The sequence below is a fragment of the Arthrobacter sp. YD4 genome (assembly GCF_030410515.1).
Lineage (GTDB): Bacteria > Actinomycetota > Actinomycetes > Actinomycetales > Micrococcaceae > Arthrobacter.
Window position 1 is genome coordinate 325,772 of the sequence record NZ_JAUHHD010000003.1, and the last position, 17,732, is coordinate 343,503.

A 17,732-nucleotide genomic window follows, 5' to 3' on the forward strand; every position below is an offset into this window, starting at 1 on the left:
CCGTGGCGGGCGAGAAGCCGGCGCTGCCGGCCGCCTACCAGGGCCTGGGCTACCACGAGCTCAACGCCATGCTGAACCTCTACGGTCCGAACGGCGAGATCCAGTTCGAAGCCGACCGCGAGGCCGCTCACCAGTACTTCCTGCAGCACGTGAACAACAACACCGTGTTCTTCCATGACCTCGAGGAAAAGCTCGACTACCTGGTGAAGAACGAGTACTACGAGCGGGAAACCCTCGACCAGTACACGATGAACTTCATCCGCGAGCTCTTCAACCGCGCCTACAAGAAGAAGTTCCGCTTCGAGACCTTCCTGGGCGCCTTCAAGTTCTACACCTCCTACACGCTGAAGACGTTCGACGGAAAGCGCTTCCTGGAGCGCTACGAGGACCGCGTCTGCATGGTGGCCCTGCACCTGGCCCGCGGCGACGAGCAGCTGGCCACTCAGATGGTCGACGAGATCATCGAGGGCCGCTTCCAGCCGGCCACCCCGACGTTCCTGAACGCCGGCAAGAAGCAGCGCGGCGAGCTGGTCTCCTGCTTCCTGCTCCGCATCGAAGACAACATGGAGTCGATCGGCCGCTCCATCAACTCCGCACTGCAGCTGTCCAAGCGCGGTGGCGGCGTGGCGTTCGCCCTCACCAACATCCGCGAGGTAGGCGCCCCGATCAAGCAGATCGAGAACCAGTCCTCCGGCGTCATCCCCGTGATGAAGCTCCTCGAAGACAGCTTCTCCTACGCCAACCAGCTCGGTGCCCGCCAGGGTGCCGGTGCCGTGTACCTGCACGCGCACCACCCGGACATCTACCGCTTCCTCGACACCAAGCGCGAGAACGCGGACGAGAAGATCCGCATCAAGACCCTCTCCCTCGGCGTCGTGATCCCGGACATCACCTTCGAGCTCGCCAAGCGGGACGAGGACATGTACCTGTTCTCCCCGTACGACGTCGAAAAGGTCTACGGCATGCCGTTCTCCGACGTCTCGGTCACCGAAAAGTACTACGAGATGGTGGACGATTCCCGGATCAAGAAGACCAAGATCAAGGCGCGCGAGTTCTTCCAGACCCTCGCCGAGATCCAGTTCGAATCCGGCTACCCGTACATCATGTTCGAGGACACCGTGAACCGGGAAAACCCGATCGACGGCAAGATCATCATGTCCAACCTGTGCTCCGAGATCCTCCAGGTCTCCCAGCCCACGACGTACCACGATGACCTGTCCTACGACGCCACCGGTAAGGACATCTCCTGCAACCTGGGCTCGCTGAACATCGCGAAGACCATGGACTCGCCGGACTTCGGCCTGACCATCGAGACGGCCATCCGGTCCCTCTCCGCGGTCTCCGACATGTCCAACATCACCTCGGTGCCCTCGATTGCCCGCGGCAACGACCAGAGCCACGCGATCGGCCTCGGCCAGATGAACCTGCACGGCTACCTGGCCCGCGAGCGGGTCCACTACGGCTCCGAAGAGGGCCTGGACTTCACGAACATCTACTTCTACACGGTGCTGTTCCACGCGGTCCGCGCCTCCAACAAGCTGGCCATCCAGACCGGCCAGACCTTCGGCGGCTTCGAGAAGTCCAAGTACGCCTCCGGCGAGTTCTTCGAGAAGTACATCAACCGCGAGTGGGTCCCGGAGACGGCGAAGGTTGCCGAGCTGTTCCAGAACATCCACATCCCCACCCAGGATGACTGGCGCGAGCTGAAGGCTTCCGTCATGGAGCACGGCATCTACAACCAGAACCTGCAGGCCGTCCCGCCGACCGGCTCGATCTCCTACATCAACAACTCCACCTCCTCGATCCACCCGGTGGCGTCCAAGATCGAGATCCGCAAGGAAGGCAAGCTGGGCCGCGTGTACTACCCGGCGCCGTACCTGACGAACGACAACCTGGAGTACTACCAGGACGCGTACGAGATCGGCTACGAGAAGGTCATCGACACCTACGCCGCCGCCACGCAGCACGTGGACCAAGGCCTGTCCCTGACGCTGTTCTTCAAGGACACCGCCACCACGCGTGACATCAATAAGGCCCAGATTTACGCCTGGAAGAAGGGCATCAAGACCATCTACTACATCCGTCTCCGCCAGCTCGCGCTGGAAGGGACCGAGGTAGAGGGCTGCGTCTCCTGCATGCTCTAGCCTCCGGCTGAGGCATGCGAGTACGACGGCGGGCGCCCGCCCGCCGTCGTACGCTTTAACTTAGAGAACCAACCCAACATTGAGGGGATGACATGACCGAGAAGGTCAAGCTGCTGAGCCACGTCGAGGCGATCAACTGGAACCGGATCCAGGACGACAAGGACGTGGACGTCTGGAACCGCCTGGTCAACAACTTCTGGCTGCCGGAGAAGGTGCCGCTGTCCAACGACGTCCAGTCGTGGAACACCCTGACGCCGGCCGAGCAGCAGCTCACCATGCGGGTGTTCACCGGCCTGACCCTGCTGGACACCATCCAGGGCACCGTCGGCGCCGTCTCGCTGATCCCGGACGCGGTCACCCCGCACGAGGAAGCCGTCTACACGAACATCGCGTTCATGGAGTCCGTGCACGCCAAGAGCTACTCCTCGATCTTCTCCACGCTGGCCTCCACCAAGGAGATCGACGAGGCGTTCCGCTGGTCCACCGAGAACGAGAACCTTCAGAAGAAGGCCCAGATCGTCATGGACTACTACCAGGGCGACGACCCGCTGAAGCGCAAGGTGGCCTCCACCCTGCTGGAGAGCTTCCTGTTCTACTCCGGCTTCTACCTGCCGATGTACTGGTCCTCGCGGGCCAAGCTGACGAACACGGCCGACCTGATCCGCCTGATCATCCGCGATGAGGCCGTCCACGGTTACTACATCGGCTACAAGTTCCAGAAGGGCCTGGAGAAGGTCTCCGAGGAGAAGCGCCAGGAGATCAAGGACTACACCTTCGAGCTGCTCTTCGAGCTGTACGAGAACGAGGTCCAGTACACCCACGATCTCTACGACGGCGTCGGCCTGGCCGAGGATGTCAAGAAGTTCCTGCATTACAACGCCAACAAGGCCCTGATGAACCTCGGCTACGAGGCCATGTTCCCCGCCTCCGTCACCGACGTGAACCCGGCGATCCTCTCGGCCCTGTCGCCGAACGCCGACGAGAACCACGACTTCTTCTCCGGGTCGGGCTCGTCGTACGTCATTGGCAAGGCTGTCAATACCGAGGATGAGGACTGGGACTTCTAGTCCCTAACTAGTTGTAATGTCTTAGAACAATGCTGGATTTCCGCGGATTGAATCTCATGTAGGTGTTCAATCGGGGAACTGATCTCTGCCTATCACAAAGAAAAGAGTACAGTTGAAGACGGTCTCCTTTTTCAACCACAAAGGCGGCGTGGGTAAGACCACGCTTCTTTTCAATGTTGGTCTTGCAATGGCGAAGCATGGGAAGACCGTCCTATTTATCGACGCTGATGCGCAAACAAACCTAACAGGCGCGGCTCTTTCTTCGGATAAATATGAGGAGGTTCTGAACCGGAAAGCGACTATTTACAACGCGCTGGAACCGGTTATCAAAACCATTGGTGAACCGAATTTTGTCGAACCCGTCAAAATTCGCGACGGAGCCTATCTCCTGCCGGGAGACATCCGCCTAAGCGAATTCGAAGAAGTTCTTCCCGCGGCATGGACCGATAGTATCGCGGGAATCTACCAAGGCTTTCAGCGGACCACAGCTGTAGACCGGCTAACGAGGCACCTGGCGGCTCAAGTAGGAGCTGACTATGTTTTGGTGGACTTGGGCCCAAGTGTAGGTGCTCTCAACAGGGTGGTTATGCTTGGCTCGGATGGATTTGTCGTCCCGCTTGCCCCGGATCTTTTCTCCCTGACGGCACTTCCGAGCGTGGGAAAGAGTGTCCATCGGTGGGTTGAAGAGTGGCGAACAGCTAAGCAGTCGGCTGCCAGAACGGGTGTTGCTGATGACCTTCCGTATGATCTTCCTGCTGGTACTCCGTCTCCGCTGGGCTACGTTAGCCAGCAATTCGCTAGCTATCGGAGCGCTCCTGCTGCGGCATTCCAGAGGTGGATTGACAAGATACCGCAGACGTACGAAAGCGGGGTCGTGGGACCCCTGCGAAGTGCAGGAGTGACTATCCCGGCGGCTTCTGCGAGGCTGGGCGAAGTTAAGAACCTATCGAGTCTCGTACCTATGGCTCAGCAGAAGAATTTGGCCGTATTTGAGTTGACAGGCTCGGAAGCTCGCGGCTCTCAATATACGCGGGCGCAGGATACATTGAAGTTGTTCAAGGATCTCTCGGACCGGATAGTAACGCGTTTGGATCAGGTCGTTGTCTGAAATCGTTGCAGTGTTTGACACAAATTCTCTCCCTTTGGCCGGACCGCTAAATACGAATTTCTGGCGGTCTATTTTCCAACTTTGCAAAACTACGGGTATCGAGCCCGTTCTCCCGGAGATAGTCCTGCACGAATCGATGAATCTGAGAATGACGCGAGCTGCAGAGGCTACAGAAAACTTGTATTCCGCCATAAACCAGCTGAGCAAGTTCACTGACGCGCCGAGTGTTTACCTACCGTCAGTAGAAGACATGGGCCGGGACTGGGAATACGAGCTGAGGTCGACTTTTACTGTAGTCCCTATTTCGGGCGATGATGCGCTGGAGGCGCTCAAGCGGGAGGCACTTCGCCAACCGCCTGCCAGGGGCGGCGTCGGTGCCCGCGACAGTGCTATTTGGCTTACTGCTTCGAGGCTGGCGTCTCAGGGTAAGGTCGTCAATCTGATCAGCAAAAATACAAAAGATTTCGCATCAGATGCTCAAGGTGGTTTGCACCCGAAACTTCAAGATGATTTGTTGGGTGCTGAGGGTAGTGTAAAGTACTTCACTTCCATTAGAGGTTTTATGGACAGTATCGCTACAAAGGTTCCGGCCCCGGCCCTGAAATCACATGCCGCTCAGGACGTGTTCTCAGACGTTCTCAGGGAGGTTGCTCTGGAGTATCTCCAAAGTGATGATCTCGATGTAGCACCGGAAAAGGTTGCGATATCGCAGGCACGACTCTCTGCGGTTTCGTCCTCTACTGCATACCTCGTTTCCGATACTATTCTGGCCTTAGTGACCGGAGAAGCCACTCTCGTTTCCGAAGACGGTAACGACCTTCTAACCCTGAATTTCGATGCTTGGGTTAACTTTGAGCCTAATGGCGGACCACCAACTTCGGCGGAGATTATTGAATCAACCCTCAAATAGGCAGCTGCGGGACTTGAATTTCAAAGTGTTTTAGCGCTTGGTCAAAAGAGCTCCGCTGAATGGCGAAAGGAAATCCGGCCAGAGTGGAGGTTCCCAATCCTGTTGCTCGCTCCGGTAGCGGCGTCCAGTGGGGGAGACCCATTCCGGCGGCTTCTGTGGCGTGGCGGAAGTCGGTTGCCACGCCGTGGTGTGTCTGAGCCGGTGATGCTTCCGGCACGGCTGGCCGAGGTTACTGATGCCGGTGGTCCCGCCGTTGGCCCAGGCAAGCAGGTGATCTGCTTCCGTAACGAGGGAAGAGTTGTTGCAGCCTGGGAAGGAGCACTTGGCGTCGCGCAGCCGAAGCCATTGCCGCATAGCCTTGGGTATCCGGTAGCTGGTGCGGCCGATCTCCAGTGGCGCACCATCCCGGGGATCCACCAGCACCCGGTAGAACGAGTCCGCCCCGTCCGCCACCAGCCTCCTGGCCGTCGACGGCGGGATCGGTCCGAAGCCATCCAGCGTTGCAGGCTCATCGGTCAGCCCCAGTAGTGATAGCACCGGGACGGTGACCAGCACCTGCGCCCGCGGGACCGGCGCCCGGCCAATGGTGGACGCGGAGGCGGTCCCCTCAATACCAGGTCCGGCGTCGCCGTCGACGTAGCCATCGGAACGGTCGGCCAGCAACAGGGTAACGGCCACGTCCGCACGGAGCTGGGCCAGTGTCCGCGGCTCGTCCGGTCCCTGCAAAGCACGGGAGGCGGAGGTGAGCCGGTCGAAGATTCCGGCCGCTTCCACCGCCGGTAGATAGGCACTCAGCCAGGCCATGCCGTCCCGGTCGGGGTGAAACTCCACCCGCCGGTCGGCCGCGCCGCGGGTGTGCCGGGCCTCGATGCTGTCAGGATGATGCCGCTCGTGCCAGGTCCTGGCCTTTGCCCGGAACCGTCCGGGGACGAGTTCACCTGCGTAACAGCCGCGGGCCGGTGAGGAGTCGTCCGGGTCGAGGAAGTGACTCTCCAAGGCCGTGGCACCGGCGGGGGAGAGACTCGAGGCTTCGTCCACCATGATCCGAGCGTGCTGCCAGGAAACCTTGCCGGCACGCAACGCGCCCAGCGTCAGGGGCAGCGACGTCGTCAGGGACAACGCTTCGCAGATCAGTGCCGCGGCGGACCGTTCACTGACCGTCAGCACACCCGCGATTTCCGCGACCGTGCCCATCTCCCGTGCGGTGCACTCCTGGGGCGATGAGCTAATCCCGGCAACGACCTCCGCAAGCCGGACGTATTCGGCAGTCAGGTGGACCTTCAGCGCGGCGGCCCGGGATTCCACGCGGGCAACTTCCGAGAGCCCGTCCAGGCAGGCATCGGCGAGCAAACGGGCTGGATCGGAGTCGTGCCCAAGCGCAGGGCTGGTGACAGGGCAGGAGAGCAGCAGCTCAAGCGCGGCGGCGGACTGCCTCAGGGCCGCGACCGCCGCCCTGATGCCTGCATTGACGCCATAATCGAAAGCCTCTCCGCTCTCCATGACTCAACACTAGGGCGGAGCACCGACATTCAAACCCGGACGCAGGCTCATCCGTGTCCGGGACCGGCGAGAGATAGCACGCCGGCGCGTAAGACCGGGGACTGCCAACCAGCTCCAAGCCTCCCTCAGAACGCGTAGCGGATCCGACAATAGGGCGCGATGTCGGCGATGAGCTGCGTCAGTTGCCCCACGTAGCCTGCCTTGGCTCCCGACCGGTAGCGGACGTTCGTGAATCCGTTCGACGAGACCTTTGACTCCTGCAGGTCCGGGCGCCAGAGTGCCTGCTCAGCCTGCGGGTGCCAGCCCAGATTTACCTCGTGGAGCCCCTCGTTGTGCGTCAGAAAGATGACCTCCGCCGCGAGTTGGGCCTTCGCGGCGTCAGTCAGGGTGGCGTCGAGCTGACGCAGCAGTTCCTCCCAATCGTGCAGCCAGGTGTCCGTGATGATGACGGGGGAGAAGTTCACGTGCACCTCGTAGCCGGCTTCAACAAAGTCGTTGATGGCGGCCATTCGTTCAGCCATCGGCGAGGTCCGGACGTCGACGGACTTGGCCAGGGCCGCGGGCATCAGGGAGAAGCGGATCCTGGTGTGGCCGCCGTGGTCCCACGCGAGCATTGCCGGGTTCACATATTTGGTGGCAAACGAAAGCTTCGCGGTGGGCAGGTCGCGGAAGAGCATGACCAGGTCTTCCACGTTGTCGCTGATCAGGGCGTCGACGGAGCAGTCGCTGTTCTCGCCGATGTCGTAAACCCAGAGCTCCGGATCGCACTGGTTGGGCTCCAGCTTGATGCCCTGGCGCGTGGCATGCCGCTCCAGCGTCCGGGCGATGTCGTCGATGTTCGCGAACACGGTGACCGGGTTGCTGTACCCCTTGTGCCGGGGCACATAGCAGTAGGCGCAAGCCATGGCGCAGCCGTTCGCCGTCGAGGGTGCAATGAAATCCGCCGACCGGCCGTTGGGTTTGACGGTCAGCGACTTCTTGACGCCGAGGACCAGTGCCTCCGTCTTGATCCTGGACCAACGCGGCACGTTCGTTTCATTCCCGTGGACCTCGGGGATGTTCCAGTGGCTATCGACAAGGACGACGTCGGCGTCCGGCCAGCGTGCGACGATTTCCCTGCCCCGGGGTAGTTCCAGTGCCGCGGGCTGGGCATAGATGCGCCGGATCTGTAGCAGGCGGTTGAACTCCACGATTCCTTTCCCCTGCGGGCCCGGGGACTACTCGTCAGCGGCGGCGAGCTGGCCGCAGGCGCCGTCGATCTCCTTGCCACGGGTGTCGCGGAGGGTGCAGGGGACCCCGGCGGCGCGGAGCCGGGCGATGAATTCCTGGGCCACCGGCTTCTCCGAGGCGGTCCAGATGGAACCCGGCGTCGGGTTCAGTGGGATCGGGTTGACGTGCACCCAGCCGCGGCCGCGCTGGTTCAGCTTCTTGGCCAGCAGGTCGGCGCGCCACGGGTGGTCGTTCATGTCCTTGATCAGCGCGTACTCGATGCTGACGCGGCGGCCGGTCTTGCGGTAGTACTCGTACGCGGCGTCGATGGCCTCGTCGACCTTCCAGCGGTTGTTCACCGGGATCAGCTCGTCGCGGAGCTCGTCGTCGGGCGCGTGCAGTGACAGTGCGAAGGTGACCGGAATTTCCTCGTCGGCCAGCTTGCGGATGGCCGGGACCAGGCCCACAGTGGAGACGGTGATGTTGCGGGCCGACATCCCCAGTCCCTCGGGGGACGGGTCCACGAAGCGGTGCAGCGCCGCCATGACACGCTTGTAGTTGGCCAGCGGTTCACCCATGCCCATGAAGACAATGTTGGTGACGCGCTCGTCGTCGTGCTCCTTGGGGCCCAGCTCGCCCGCCGCGATGGCACGGTTGGCGGCGACCACCTGGTCCACGATCTCCGCGGTGGACATGTTGCGGGTCAGCCCCGCCTGGCCGGTGGCGCAGAACGGGCAGTTCATGCCGCAGCCGGCCTGCGAGGACACGCAGAGCGTGATCCGGCCGGGGTAGCGCATCAGCACGGACTCGACCAGGGCGCCGTCGAACAGCCGCCAGAGGAACTTGATGGTGTCCCCGTTGTCCGTGCGGAGGCGGCGGACCTCGGTCAGCAGCGGCGGGAACATCTCGGCCACGAGCTCCTCGCGCCCGGCCTTGGGCAGGTCGCTCATCGCCGCCGGATCCGTGGTCCAGTGCTGGAAGTAGTGCGTGGAGAGCTGCTTCGCGCGGAACGCGGGAACACCCATCTCCTTGAGCTTCGCGGCGCGCTCCTCCAGCGTGAGGTCAGCTAGGTGCGCCGGCGGCTGCTTCACCCGCGGCGAAGCGAACTGGAGGACCGGCCGGCCCTCCGAGGTGCGCGCCTGCTCCCAGCCTTCCGCCGTCGGGCGGACCTGCGGGCGTGCGCTGCCGACGGCGTCGCCGCCCTTCGCGCGGGTACGGTCGGGGGCGTCGGAGGGGGAAGTTGAGGAAGTCATCCTTTCTATTGTCCCACGCCGTTCTACCACACGCTAAGCGCGGGGCAGCCCGGCGGCCGGGCGCGGCACCGGCGGGCCGCACCCAGGGGCCGCGCCCGCTGCTGCATCCGGCGTCCGGCACCCGCCGTCCGGCGGCCAGTGCATCGGGGACGATCCCTAGTAGCCCGCGACCTCGTGCGGGACGTACGGGCTCTCCAGTTCGGCCATTTCCTCAGGCGTCAGCGTCAGCTCCAGCGAGGCGAGGGCGTCCTCCAGGTGCTGCGCCTTGCTGGCGCCGACGATCGGGGCGCTGACCACGCTGTTGGCTCGAACCCACGCCAGGGCCACCTGCGCACGGGGGACACCGCGGCGCTCGGCGCTGGTTCGGACGGCGTCTGCCACGGCGCGGTCGCCGCTCTCGGCGCTGTAGAGGGTCTTGCCGAACGCATCCTTTTCCGAGCGGTTGGTCTTCTCGTCCCAGTCCCGGGTGAGCTTGCCGCGGGCCAGCGGGCTCCAGGGCAGCACCCCGATCTTCTGGTCCGCGCAGAGTGGGAACATCTCGCGTTCCTCCTCGCGGTAGACCAGGTTGTAGTGGTCCTGCATGGTGACGAACCGGGTCCAACCGTTGAGCTGCTGCAGGTAGAGCGCCTTGCTGAACTGCCAGGCGGCCATCGAGGACGCGCCGATGTAGCGCACCTTGCCGGCCTTGACGACGTCGTGCAGTGCCTCGAGCGTCTCCTCGATCGGCGTCGAAGGGTCCCAGCGGTGGATCTGGTAAAGGTCGATGTAGTCGGTGCCCAGCCGGGTGAGGCTGGCGTCCAGTTCCGCGAAGATGGCCTTGCGAGAGAGTCCGCGCCCGTTGGGGCCGGGGCGCATGACGCCGTGGACCTTCGTGGCGATGACGGTGTCCTCGCGGCGGGTGAACTCGGCAAGGGCGCGGCCCACGATCTCCTCGCTGGAGCCGTTGGAGTAGACGTTCGCCGTGTCGAAGAAGTTGATTCCCGCGTCCACGGCCTGCCGGATCAGTGGACGGCTCTCCTCCTCGGGCAGGGTCCACGGGTGCGGTCCCCGCTCGGGGTCCCCGTACGTCATGCAGCCCAGGGCCAGCGGTGAGATGTCCATGCCGGTGTTGCCGAGTTTGATGTAATCCACGTCTGCCTTCCGTCGCAAATCCCACGGCCGCCGGTGTGGCCTTCGCCCCACGTTAGGCGACGAGTCTGACAAATTGCGAGGAACGCACAGTCAGTGGGAGGAGAGGATTGCGACGACGGCGTCCGCGACGGCGCCGGGCTGGCCAAGGAACGGGGAGTGGCCCGAATCCAGGGCCTCGTACGTGGTGCACCGGCGGGCCATCCGCAACTGGAGCGTGGGGTCGAGGGCCTTGTCCTGCCGGCAGACGATGTACGTGCTCGGCGTCGTCAGCCAGGCGGTCCGTGCCGGGACACCGCGGCCATGCCCCGAACGCTGGGGAACGAGCAGGGACGTGGCCCTGGCTCGGTCTTCGGGACTGCAGTCGGCATAAAGGAGGTCTCCGGCTAACTCCGGCCGCAGGCGTGAGGTCCCGTCGTCGTGGTGCTCGACGATGCTGTTGATGAGGGCCGCACGTCCGCCGAGGGAGGCGCCGCTCTCTCCAGTCGCCGGGACGAAGGCCGCGACGTAGAGGAGGTGGCTGATCCGCTCAAGCCCCGTTACGACGGACCCGCCATAGGAGTGCCCCAGGACCAGCGGCGGGGACGCGCAGGAATCGACGACGGATTGGACGGCGTCCGTGTCGGCGGCGAGCGAGCCGCGATGAAGGTGGGGCGCATGAACCGTCAGGCCCCGCGAACGCAGTTCCTCGACGAGCTTGGCGAAGTGCCGGGGTTGGTGCCACAGGCCGTGAACCAGGACCACCTCGGCACGTGCCGGCACCGGCCCTACACTCCCTTGAGCAGGGCGAAGTAGCCGGGAACCTGCTGGGGGAGCCCCTCCGGCTTCATCGGAACAACCTCGATGTTGACCGGCCCCTCGGAACGCAGCTCCCACTCAGAGGCCGGGAAGGCACGCTGCCGTTCCGCCCCGCCGAACCGTCCCGGCCGGGGGAGGTGCTGCAGTGCCCGCTCCAGTTGCCGGGGGACGTGGTGGTGGCTGGCGCCGAGCGCGGTGAGGTAGTCCAGGCTCGATCCGGGGAAGTTAGTTTCGGCGAGGAACACCTGGCCCTGGCCGGCCACCAGCGTGCAAAGGTTCGCGGCCAGTGCGGCCTGGTGCGCGGGATCCAACACGTGGAAGACGCCCCGGACAAACACGTTCGCCGGACCGAGCCGGTCCAGGAGCTGCTCGCCGGCACCCTCGCCGGTGGCGTCAACGGCCAGGAAGTCTGCGTTGGGGATGGTCCGGGCCTCGTGGGCCGCGCGGGCAACGGCCCCGGGGGAGACGTCGATGCCGAGGACCTGCGGGAAGAGCCCGGCCAGCCAGCGGGTGTGCGTGCCGTTGCCGCAGCCGACGTCGATGACGGGCAGGGCCGGATCGAAGGCGTCCAGCAGGACGCTGGCATACTGGGCGTGTTCCGCAGCGGAATCCGAATCCCAGAGGACATCGCCGTCGCTGCCGGTCGCGCGGACGCCGGTCCAATACCGGTCCCACGCCGTGTGCGGGTCCCGCGGGGCCTTGGAGGTCAGGCGCACCACCGTCGGGACAAGGAGCAGCTGCTGCCAGAGCTTGGACATCCGCTTACTCTACCGGGGCTGGACCGCGCCGCGGAGCCGTTCGAGCACCTGCGCGGCGTCGACCGGGCGCCCGTACAGGTAGCCCTGGCCGTACTGGCAGCCCATGGCCTGCAGCCGGGACGCCTGGCCCTCGGTTTCGATGCCTTCGACGATGGCGTTCAGCTCGGCGGCCGCGATCAGCTGCAGCACGGCGGCGACAAACTTGTGCTGCCGGGGGTCCGATTCGAGGTTGCGGATCAGGGACTGGTCCACCTTGACGGTGTCCGCCGGGAGGGACCGCAGGTAGCTGATCGATGAGTAGCCGGTTCCGAAATCATCGATCTGAAGCCCGACGCCGAGGTCCCGCAGCCGGTGCAGGATTTGCTCCTCACCGGCGCCGCGGGACATGAGGACGGTCTCGGTGATCTCGAGGACCAGGCGGCGGGGCTCCACGCCGTGGCGTGCCAGGGTTTCCCGGACGTCGTCGACCAGGTCGTTGCGCATGAGTTCCGCGGCGGAGAGGTTCACATGGAGGCCGAAGTTGGCCAGATCCGGGGCCTCGGCCTTCCAGCGGCCCAGCTGGGCGATGCCTTCCTGGAGCACCCATCGGCCCAGTTCCAGGATCAGCCCGGTCTCCTCGGCGATGCCAATGAACAGATCCGGCATGATGGTGCCGTGGACGGGGTGGTGCCACCGGACCAGGGCCTCGACGCCGGCGATCCTCCCCGTGGCGAGCTCCACCACCGGCTGGTACAGCAGGGCGAGTTCCCCGCCGGCGGCGGCGCTGCGCAGCTCGGAGGTGATCCGCGACCGTTCCAGGACGGCGTCGAGCATGTCCGGATGGAAGCGGCGGACCTTGTTCCGGCCCTCGGACTTGGCCTGGTACATGGCGATGTCCGCGTCGCGGATGAGGTCCTCGGGCGAGTAGCCGGCGCGTTGGATGCAGACGCCGATGCTGGCCGTGGTCCAGACGGTCTCGGAGCCGATCTTCACGCTTTCCTGCAGCGCGTCGCGGGCGCGCTGGGCGATGGCGAGGGTCTCTTCCTCCGTGGCGCCGTCGATGAGGACGGCGAACTCGTCGCCGCCGAGGCGCGCGACGGTGTCCTCGGCCCGCACCACCGAGAGCAGGCGTCGGGAGACCTCCACCAGCACCGCGTCGCCGGCACTGTGGCCGAGGGTGTCATTGATGGCTTTGAAGGAGTCGAGGTCCAGCACCAGCACGGCGGGGACCCTGGCGGCGTCGGAGGTGGCCGCGATGGCGTCGCGGATCCGTTCGCTGAGCAGGTGCCGGTTGGCCAGGCCTGTCAGGGCATCCGTCTTGGCCATGAGTTCCAGTTCCACCTGGGTCCGGCGCAGCATGGCCGTCCGGGCGGCCACGCGCTCCTCAAGTTCTGCGTGGATGTGGCCGAGTTCCTCCGCCAGCAGGTTGACGCCGGTGATCACCGCATCGATCTCGTCACCGTTCTCGGAGGCAACGAGCCGTGCCTCGAGGTCGCCGGCGGCCAGGCGGACAATTCCTTCGACGAGTTCCTGCAGCCGTGGATCGGCGGTCTCCCCGTCGGGGCTCACGCCGTGGGACCAGCTTGTCCGGTAGTGAGCCACGCCAGGGCGTCGTCACGGGAGGTGAAGAACCGGGTGGGACACGGCGGGATGTGCACGCCGAGGAAGAAGTTCGCCAGGACACGGTCTACCGGCGACCGGCCCAGCAGCGCGATGCGCGAGGCGCTGCAGGGGATGGACCAGATGGCCCGAGCCTCGCGGCTCACCGACGCGACCGAGGCCATGTCCACGAGCATGGGATGGGGCTGGTCCTGGCAGACTTCGTTCACGGTGGCCATCGCGGCCCGGGCGTCCTCGACCTGGATGTCCACCTTGGGCAGCCAGCGCAGGTGCACGTAACCGCCGTCGTCGAGCTCAACGCTGCCCTTGCCGCCGTCGACAATAACCGGTGCCATGTCCCCTTACCTTCCAAGACCCAAGCCGAAATGTTCGGCAACTCCCTAAAGGTACCCCGGGGCTGGGCGCCGCCCGGCAAAACACGCAAATATTCGCCTCGGGCAGCGCTAGGCGGGAGCGCGCAGGGCGGGCCGTCCAGCAGCAATCGTCCGCACCGCCCGTGCCCGGGCTTCGGGCCAGGCTTCCGCGGGGAGGACGAGGACGGCCATGTCCCGCCAGCCGGAGTCCGTGGCGGGCGCCGGGATCCTGCGGAAGCCCTCGACGGCGAACCCCAGGGTGGTCAGCGACTTCAGCGAGCGGACGTTGCGGGGGTCCACGTCGCACTCGATACCGTCGGCTCCGGCCGCGAACAGCCAATCGAAGACGGCGACCTTCGCCTCGTGGTTGGCGCCCGTACCCCACATCGTTGGGTCGATCACGGTGCGGCCCACCCGGACCCTGCCGTCCGAGACGCCGGTGATACCGGTGGTGCCGGCGAACAGCGGCGATCCGGGCATCCTGTGGTGGTGGATGGCGAAGATTGCCAGTCCGTCGTAGCGCCGGTGGATGAATTCGATGAGTTGGCCGTAAGTGGCAGGCCGGGGGCCGCCGTCGCCGTAGCCCTGCGACCACACCGCGTCGTGCGTCAGCAGGCGGGCCAGGGGGTTGATGTCGGCGGCGGCGAAGGGCGAGAGTGCAAACCGGCCGCTGTGGGTCACCAGAACGGGCAGCCGGCGGGGAAGACGCACCATAGTGACCTTTCCTCAACAACGCCCCGGGGATGCGGGGTTGGAGGAAACTGTGCGGCAGGAAGATGAATGCCGGGTGACGCCGCCCGGAACGGCAGTGGATTCATTGACGGCGAATATCCGCTGGCTCACAATGACAGCATGAGCGACGCTGAGCAGGAATCGACCATCAGTCAGGTTACCGAGCGCCTCGCGGCACGCTTTCCTGATGAGCCCCGGCACCGCATCGAGAGCATCGTGGGGGAGGAATACCATTCCCTGGACACGGGCCGGATCAGGATTTACGTCCCCACCCTGGTTGAAAACAGCGCCCGTTCCCGGCTGCACCGCGAGGCGGGCCGTCCTGCCGACGGCGAGTAGCCGCCCCGATCCTTGGTTCCGCTGTCGGCGCCCGAAAGCCGCCGCTGAGTGAGTCCGGACGTGGGGAAACGGAAAAAGCCGTGTCGGCGCCCCCCAAAAACATGTGCGCCGACACAGCTACCGCAAAAGTGCGGTTCCTAATGGATATGTCACAACCTTAGGGCACGGCAGTCCCATAAACAAGACGGGCGTCCGGTTTTTGTCTAACCCGTTACCGGGGCGGGTTCCAGGACAGCCTGGGGAATGAGCGCGGACAGCTTCTTGGCCTGTTCCAGCAAGTCTTCATGCAGGATTCCGGGCAGCATGATGTCCCACATCTGCTCGATGCGCTGCATGACATCCTGGCGTTCGGTCAGGACACAGGAGACCATCTGCACGCCGGTGAAAGAGGCCACCAGGTAATGAGCGAAAGCTTCCGCGTCGACGGAGGCCCGCAGCTGATGCGCGGCCCGGGCCTGGGCGGCCAGCTCCACAATGGTGGCGATCCAGTCCACGTAGGGCTCCCGGACCGGTGGCCCGAACGATGTGGCCTCGAACGTCAGGCGCGTACCGGCGCGGACCACGGGTTCCTCAACCAACTGGCGCCCAAAGGTGGCGCAGATGAGAATCATCGACTCGAGGGGTGGCAGCCCCTTGGCCAGGACCCGCTGGCCCTCTGCCTCCGCCAAGCGGTGCTGTTCGGCAATGACCGCCCGGGCGAGGGCTTCCTTGGAGGGATAGTGGAAGTACATGGCGCCCTTGGTCACCTGGGCCCGCTCCGCCACCTGGGTCAGGCTGGTGCTGCCGTAGCCCTGTTCCTCGAAAACCGCTGCGGCACCGGCGATGACCGCCGCTCGGGTAGCTTTTGCGCGATCCTGAAGGACCATCTATCAACCTCAGACTGGTGGACGTGCACTGCGCGCCGGACGCCGCAGGGCGCGCCGCCGGTCCCCGCGGTTTCCGCGGACCCCTCGATCGTAACAAGGGAGGGCCGAACGACGGCGCACGGCGCACCACCAGCCGCCATGCGCCGGGAGCCCATTCTTCGTTCAGGGGACGCCCAGCGGGGGATCGGTTTTCTGCTGGGGCGGCGCGTCAGGGTGCTACCGCGGCGACGGCCTCGATTTCGACAAGCTGGTCAGCGTACCCGAGAACCGTGACGCCCAGCAGGGTGCTTGGTACGTCGTGATCTCCGAAAGCCTCCCGGACCACCTCCCACGCACCGTGAAGATCAGCGCGGTCGCTGGACGCCACGAGGACCCGCGTGAAGACGACGTCCTGGATGCCCGCGCCGGCAGCTTCCATGGCTACCCGCATGTTGTCGAGTGCCATCCTCGCCTGGCCGGCGACGTTCCCGACCTCCGCCGTCGTGCCGTCCACATTCAGGGGGCACGCTCCCGCCAGGAAGATCATCCGTGCGCCGGGAGCGACGGACGCCGCGTAGGAGTACTGGGCCGCGTTGCTCAGCCCTTCCGGATGAAGGAGGGTGACCGTGGGTCTTTGGTGCATCGACGGCGTCTTCAGCCGGCGTCGAGGACGAAGAAGATGAACGACAGGAACGCGGAGCGTTCGCCGGCGGCGATGCGGGGTGGGAGGAGCTCCGACGGTGTGGTCGGCGAGGGGGCCGGTTCGGCGACCCGTACCACCCGAAAGCCGGCTCCTGAGAACGCGTCGAACATGGCGTGCAGCGGCCGGTGCCAGAAGGTGAGTACTGCGGGCTCGCCGTCGAACTCGTAATCCTCGGAGTGCTCCCGGGTGGTGAAGTAGTCCTCGCCGGGATAGTTGACGACACTGACCGTCGGATGGTTCACGGACAGCATCAGCCGGCCGCCCGGGACCAGGACGCGGCGAAGCTCGGCCAGGGGTGCCGACCAGTCCTCAAGGTAGTGGAGTGCCAGCGAGCAGACGACGTCGTCGAAGGTGCCGTCGGGGAAGGGCAAGGGTTCACCAAGGTCAGCGACGTAGAGATCCGCATCCGGGCCCAGGCGGCGCCGCGCGAGGTCGATCATGGCGGGGCTGACGTCGATCCCGGTGACCGAGGCGCCCCTGGCCGGCAGCGCCTCCGCCAGCGGTCCGGACCCGCAGCCGGCGTCAAGGATTCGCCTGCCACGGACGTCGCCGGCCAGTTCCAACATGGCGGGCCGCTCGTAGTGCGCGTTGAGGAGACTGGACTCGTTCTCCGCGGCGTACCTCGCAGCAAAGCCGTCGTAGAGTGCTGCCTTCATGGATCCTCGCCTTCGTGGATGTCACTGCTGCTTCGGACGGTCCGGCCGATCCTAGCAAAGGGCCCGGGTTAGAGTGCAGCCATGATTGTGTGGATCAACGGAACCCACGGGGCGGGCAAGACGACGACGAGTGCCCTGGTGCAGGAGCTCTTGCCGAATTCCCGGGTCTTCGACGCGGAGAAAGTGGGGGAGGTCCTCATGGACATCGCGCCCGCCCTGCCCGACCTAGGGAACTTTCAGCATTGGGATCCCTGGCGGCCGCTGGTAGTGGAGACCGCCCGCCGCGTCCTCGACTACACCGGCGGCACGCTGGTCATCCCGATGACAGTGCTGGTAGAGAGCTACTGGCGGGAAATCAGCGCCGGACTGGACGGCTATGGCATCCCGGTTCAGCACTTCGTCCTGCACGCAGACGAACAGACGCTCCGGGACCGAATCCAGAAGGATGAGGTCCTTGGCCCGTCGTCGTTCCGCTTCGCCTACGTCGAGCCGTATGCCGAGGCCGCCGAGGCTTGGCTGCATAAGGAGGCCGAGGTCATTGATACGACCCGGATTTCACCGGAACTGGCAGCCCGCCGGATCGCAGAGCGGGTGCTCCGCCGGCACGCCGACGCAACGGTCGGGTCCTGA

General features: G+C 64.9%; 18 protein-coding genes. 6 read left to right on the top strand and 12 right to left on the bottom strand.

Annotated elements, in window-relative coordinates; all coding sequences use genetic code 11:
- Positions 1 to 23: 23 nt before the first annotated feature.
- From nrdE to QWJ39_RS09990, 4 genes are all read left to right on the top strand, one after another.
- A complete protein-coding gene (nrdE, locus tag QWJ39_RS09975; RefSeq protein ID WP_290257886.1) occupies positions 24 to 2,144 on the top strand; it encodes a class 1b ribonucleoside-diphosphate reductase subunit alpha in 2,121 nt (706 codons plus the stop codon).
- 92 nt (positions 2,145 to 2,236) lie between these two features.
- Positions 2,237 to 3,211 carry a class 1b ribonucleoside-diphosphate reductase subunit beta gene (nrdF, locus tag QWJ39_RS09980; protein WP_290257638.1) on the top strand — a complete coding sequence of 325 codons (975 nt, stop codon included), beginning with the start codon at positions 2,237 to 2,239 and terminating at the stop codon, positions 3,209 to 3,211.
- Between the two features lie 112 nt (positions 3,212 to 3,323).
- Entirely contained in the window at positions 3,324 to 4,319 is a 996-nt protein-coding gene (locus tag QWJ39_RS09985) for an AAA family ATPase (protein WP_290257639.1), read from the top strand.
- The gene (locus QWJ39_RS09990; RefSeq protein WP_290257640.1) at positions 4,312 to 5,229 is read left to right on the top strand and encodes a PIN domain-containing protein; all 918 of its coding nucleotides are present in this window, start codon (positions 4,312 to 4,314) and stop codon (positions 5,227 to 5,229) included. Before QWJ39_RS09985 ends, QWJ39_RS09990 begins: the two co-directional genes overlap by 8 nt.
- 30 nt (positions 5,230 to 5,259) lie before the next feature.
- Here the strand turns inward: QWJ39_RS09990 and QWJ39_RS09995 are convergent, their stop codons facing one another.
- The 9 genes from QWJ39_RS09995 to QWJ39_RS10035 form a co-directional block, all read right to left on the bottom strand.
- Positions 5,260 to 6,729 (bottom strand): HNH endonuclease signature motif containing protein, encoded by a 1,470-nt coding sequence (locus tag QWJ39_RS09995; protein ID WP_290257641.1) that lies wholly within the window; start codon positions 6,727 to 6,729, stop codon positions 5,260 to 5,262.
- A gap of 125 nt (positions 6,730 to 6,854) precedes the next feature.
- Positions 6,855 to 7,919, bottom strand: coding sequence for a spore photoproduct lyase family protein (locus QWJ39_RS10000; RefSeq protein ID WP_290257642.1), 1,065 nt, complete (start codon positions 7,917 to 7,919; stop codon positions 6,855 to 6,857).
- A 27-nt stretch (positions 7,920 to 7,946) separates the two neighbouring features.
- A complete protein-coding gene (rlmN, locus tag QWJ39_RS10005) occupies positions 7,947 to 9,191 on the bottom strand; it encodes a 23S rRNA (adenine(2503)-C(2))-methyltransferase RlmN (RefSeq protein ID WP_290257643.1) in 1,245 nt (414 codons plus the stop codon).
- A 156-nt stretch (positions 9,192 to 9,347) separates the two neighbouring features.
- On the bottom strand, positions 9,348 to 10,322 hold the full coding sequence (locus tag QWJ39_RS10010; protein WP_290257644.1) for an aldo/keto reductase: 975 nt from the start codon (positions 10,320 to 10,322) through the stop codon (positions 9,348 to 9,350).
- Between the two features lie 90 nt (positions 10,323 to 10,412).
- Positions 10,413 to 11,081 (bottom strand): alpha/beta hydrolase, encoded by a 669-nt coding sequence (locus QWJ39_RS10015; protein ID WP_290257645.1) that lies wholly within the window; start codon positions 11,079 to 11,081, stop codon positions 10,413 to 10,415.
- Positions 11,082 to 11,086: 5 nt separating this feature from the next.
- A complete protein-coding gene (locus tag QWJ39_RS10020) occupies positions 11,087 to 11,875 on the bottom strand; it encodes a class I SAM-dependent methyltransferase (protein ID WP_290257647.1) in 789 nt (262 codons plus the stop codon).
- Positions 11,876 to 11,884: 9 nt separating this feature from the next.
- Positions 11,885 to 13,423, bottom strand: a complete 1,539-nt coding sequence (locus QWJ39_RS10025; protein WP_290257648.1) for an EAL domain-containing protein — start codon at positions 13,421 to 13,423, stop codon at positions 11,885 to 11,887.
- On the bottom strand, positions 13,420 to 13,809 hold the full coding sequence (locus QWJ39_RS10030) for an STAS/SEC14 domain-containing protein (protein WP_290257649.1): 390 nt from the start codon (positions 13,807 to 13,809) through the stop codon (positions 13,420 to 13,422). Before QWJ39_RS10030 ends, QWJ39_RS10025 begins: the two co-directional genes overlap by 4 nt.
- A gap of 108 nt (positions 13,810 to 13,917) precedes the next feature.
- On the bottom strand, positions 13,918 to 14,541 hold the full coding sequence (locus QWJ39_RS10035; RefSeq protein WP_290257650.1) for a GNAT family protein: 624 nt from the start codon (positions 14,539 to 14,541) through the stop codon (positions 13,918 to 13,920).
- 138 nt (positions 14,542 to 14,679) lie between these two features.
- Here QWJ39_RS10035 and QWJ39_RS10040 point away from each other — a divergent pair, with 138 nt between their 5' ends.
- Complete coding sequence (locus tag QWJ39_RS10040; protein ID WP_290257651.1) at positions 14,680 to 14,898, top strand: three-helix bundle dimerization domain-containing protein; 219 nt, start codon at positions 14,680 to 14,682, stop codon at positions 14,896 to 14,898.
- 203 nt (positions 14,899 to 15,101) lie between these two features.
- On the opposite strand, the gene QWJ39_RS10045 is transcribed toward QWJ39_RS10040, so the two are convergent.
- The 3 genes from QWJ39_RS10045 to QWJ39_RS10055 all read right to left on the bottom strand — a co-directional run bounded on the left by QWJ39_RS10045 (position 15,102) and on the right by QWJ39_RS10055 (position 17,102).
- Positions 15,102 to 15,764 (bottom strand): ScbR family autoregulator-binding transcription factor, encoded by a 663-nt coding sequence (locus QWJ39_RS10045; protein WP_290257652.1) that lies wholly within the window; start codon positions 15,762 to 15,764, stop codon positions 15,102 to 15,104.
- 208 nt (positions 15,765 to 15,972) lie between these two features.
- Complete coding sequence (locus QWJ39_RS10050; protein WP_290257653.1) at positions 15,973 to 16,386, bottom strand: RidA family protein; 414 nt, start codon at positions 16,384 to 16,386, stop codon at positions 15,973 to 15,975.
- A gap of 11 nt (positions 16,387 to 16,397) precedes the next feature.
- Complete coding sequence (locus QWJ39_RS10055; RefSeq protein WP_290257654.1) at positions 16,398 to 17,102, bottom strand: class I SAM-dependent methyltransferase; 705 nt, start codon at positions 17,100 to 17,102, stop codon at positions 16,398 to 16,400.
- 81 nt (positions 17,103 to 17,183) lie between these two features.
- Between QWJ39_RS10055 and QWJ39_RS10060 the strand changes: the two genes are divergently transcribed.
- Positions 17,184 to 17,732 (top strand): AAA family ATPase, encoded by a 549-nt coding sequence (locus QWJ39_RS10060; protein WP_290257655.1) that lies wholly within the window; start codon positions 17,184 to 17,186, stop codon positions 17,730 to 17,732.

Excerpts from the sequence above, each read along its gene's own strand:
- QWJ39_RS09995 (WP_290257641.1), bottom strand. The coding sequence starts at position 6,729 with ATGGAGAGCGGAGAGGCTTTCGATTATGGCGTCAATGCAGGCATCAGG.
- rlmN (WP_290257643.1), bottom strand. The coding sequence starts at position 9,191 with ATGACTTCCTCAACTTCCCCCTCCGACGCCCCCGACCGTACCCGCGCG.
- QWJ39_RS10035 (WP_290257650.1), bottom strand. The coding sequence starts at position 14,541 with ATGGTGCGTCTTCCCCGCCGGCTGCCCGTTCTGGTGACCCACAGCGGC.
- QWJ39_RS10040 (WP_290257651.1), top strand. The coding sequence starts at position 14,680 with ATGAGCGACGCTGAGCAGGAATCGACCATCAGTCAGGTTACCGAGCGC.
- QWJ39_RS10020 (WP_290257647.1), bottom strand. The coding sequence starts at position 11,875 with ATGTCCAAGCTCTGGCAGCAGCTGCTCCTTGTCCCGACGGTGGTGCGC.
- QWJ39_RS10050 (WP_290257653.1), bottom strand. The coding sequence starts at position 16,386 with ATGCACCAAAGACCCACGGTCACCCTCCTTCATCCGGAAGGGCTGAGC.
- QWJ39_RS10045 (WP_290257652.1), bottom strand. The coding sequence starts at position 15,764 with ATGGTCCTTCAGGATCGCGCAAAAGCTACCCGAGCGGCGGTCATCGCC.
- QWJ39_RS10030 (WP_290257649.1), bottom strand. The coding sequence starts at position 13,809 with ATGGCACCGGTTATTGTCGACGGCGGCAAGGGCAGCGTTGAGCTCGAC.
- QWJ39_RS10055 (WP_290257654.1), bottom strand. The coding sequence starts at position 17,102 with ATGAAGGCAGCACTCTACGACGGCTTTGCTGCGAGGTACGCCGCGGAG.
- QWJ39_RS10060 (WP_290257655.1), top strand. The coding sequence starts at position 17,184 with ATGATTGTGTGGATCAACGGAACCCACGGGGCGGGCAAGACGACGACG.
- nrdF (WP_290257638.1), top strand. The coding sequence starts at position 2,237 with ATGACCGAGAAGGTCAAGCTGCTGAGCCACGTCGAGGCGATCAACTGG.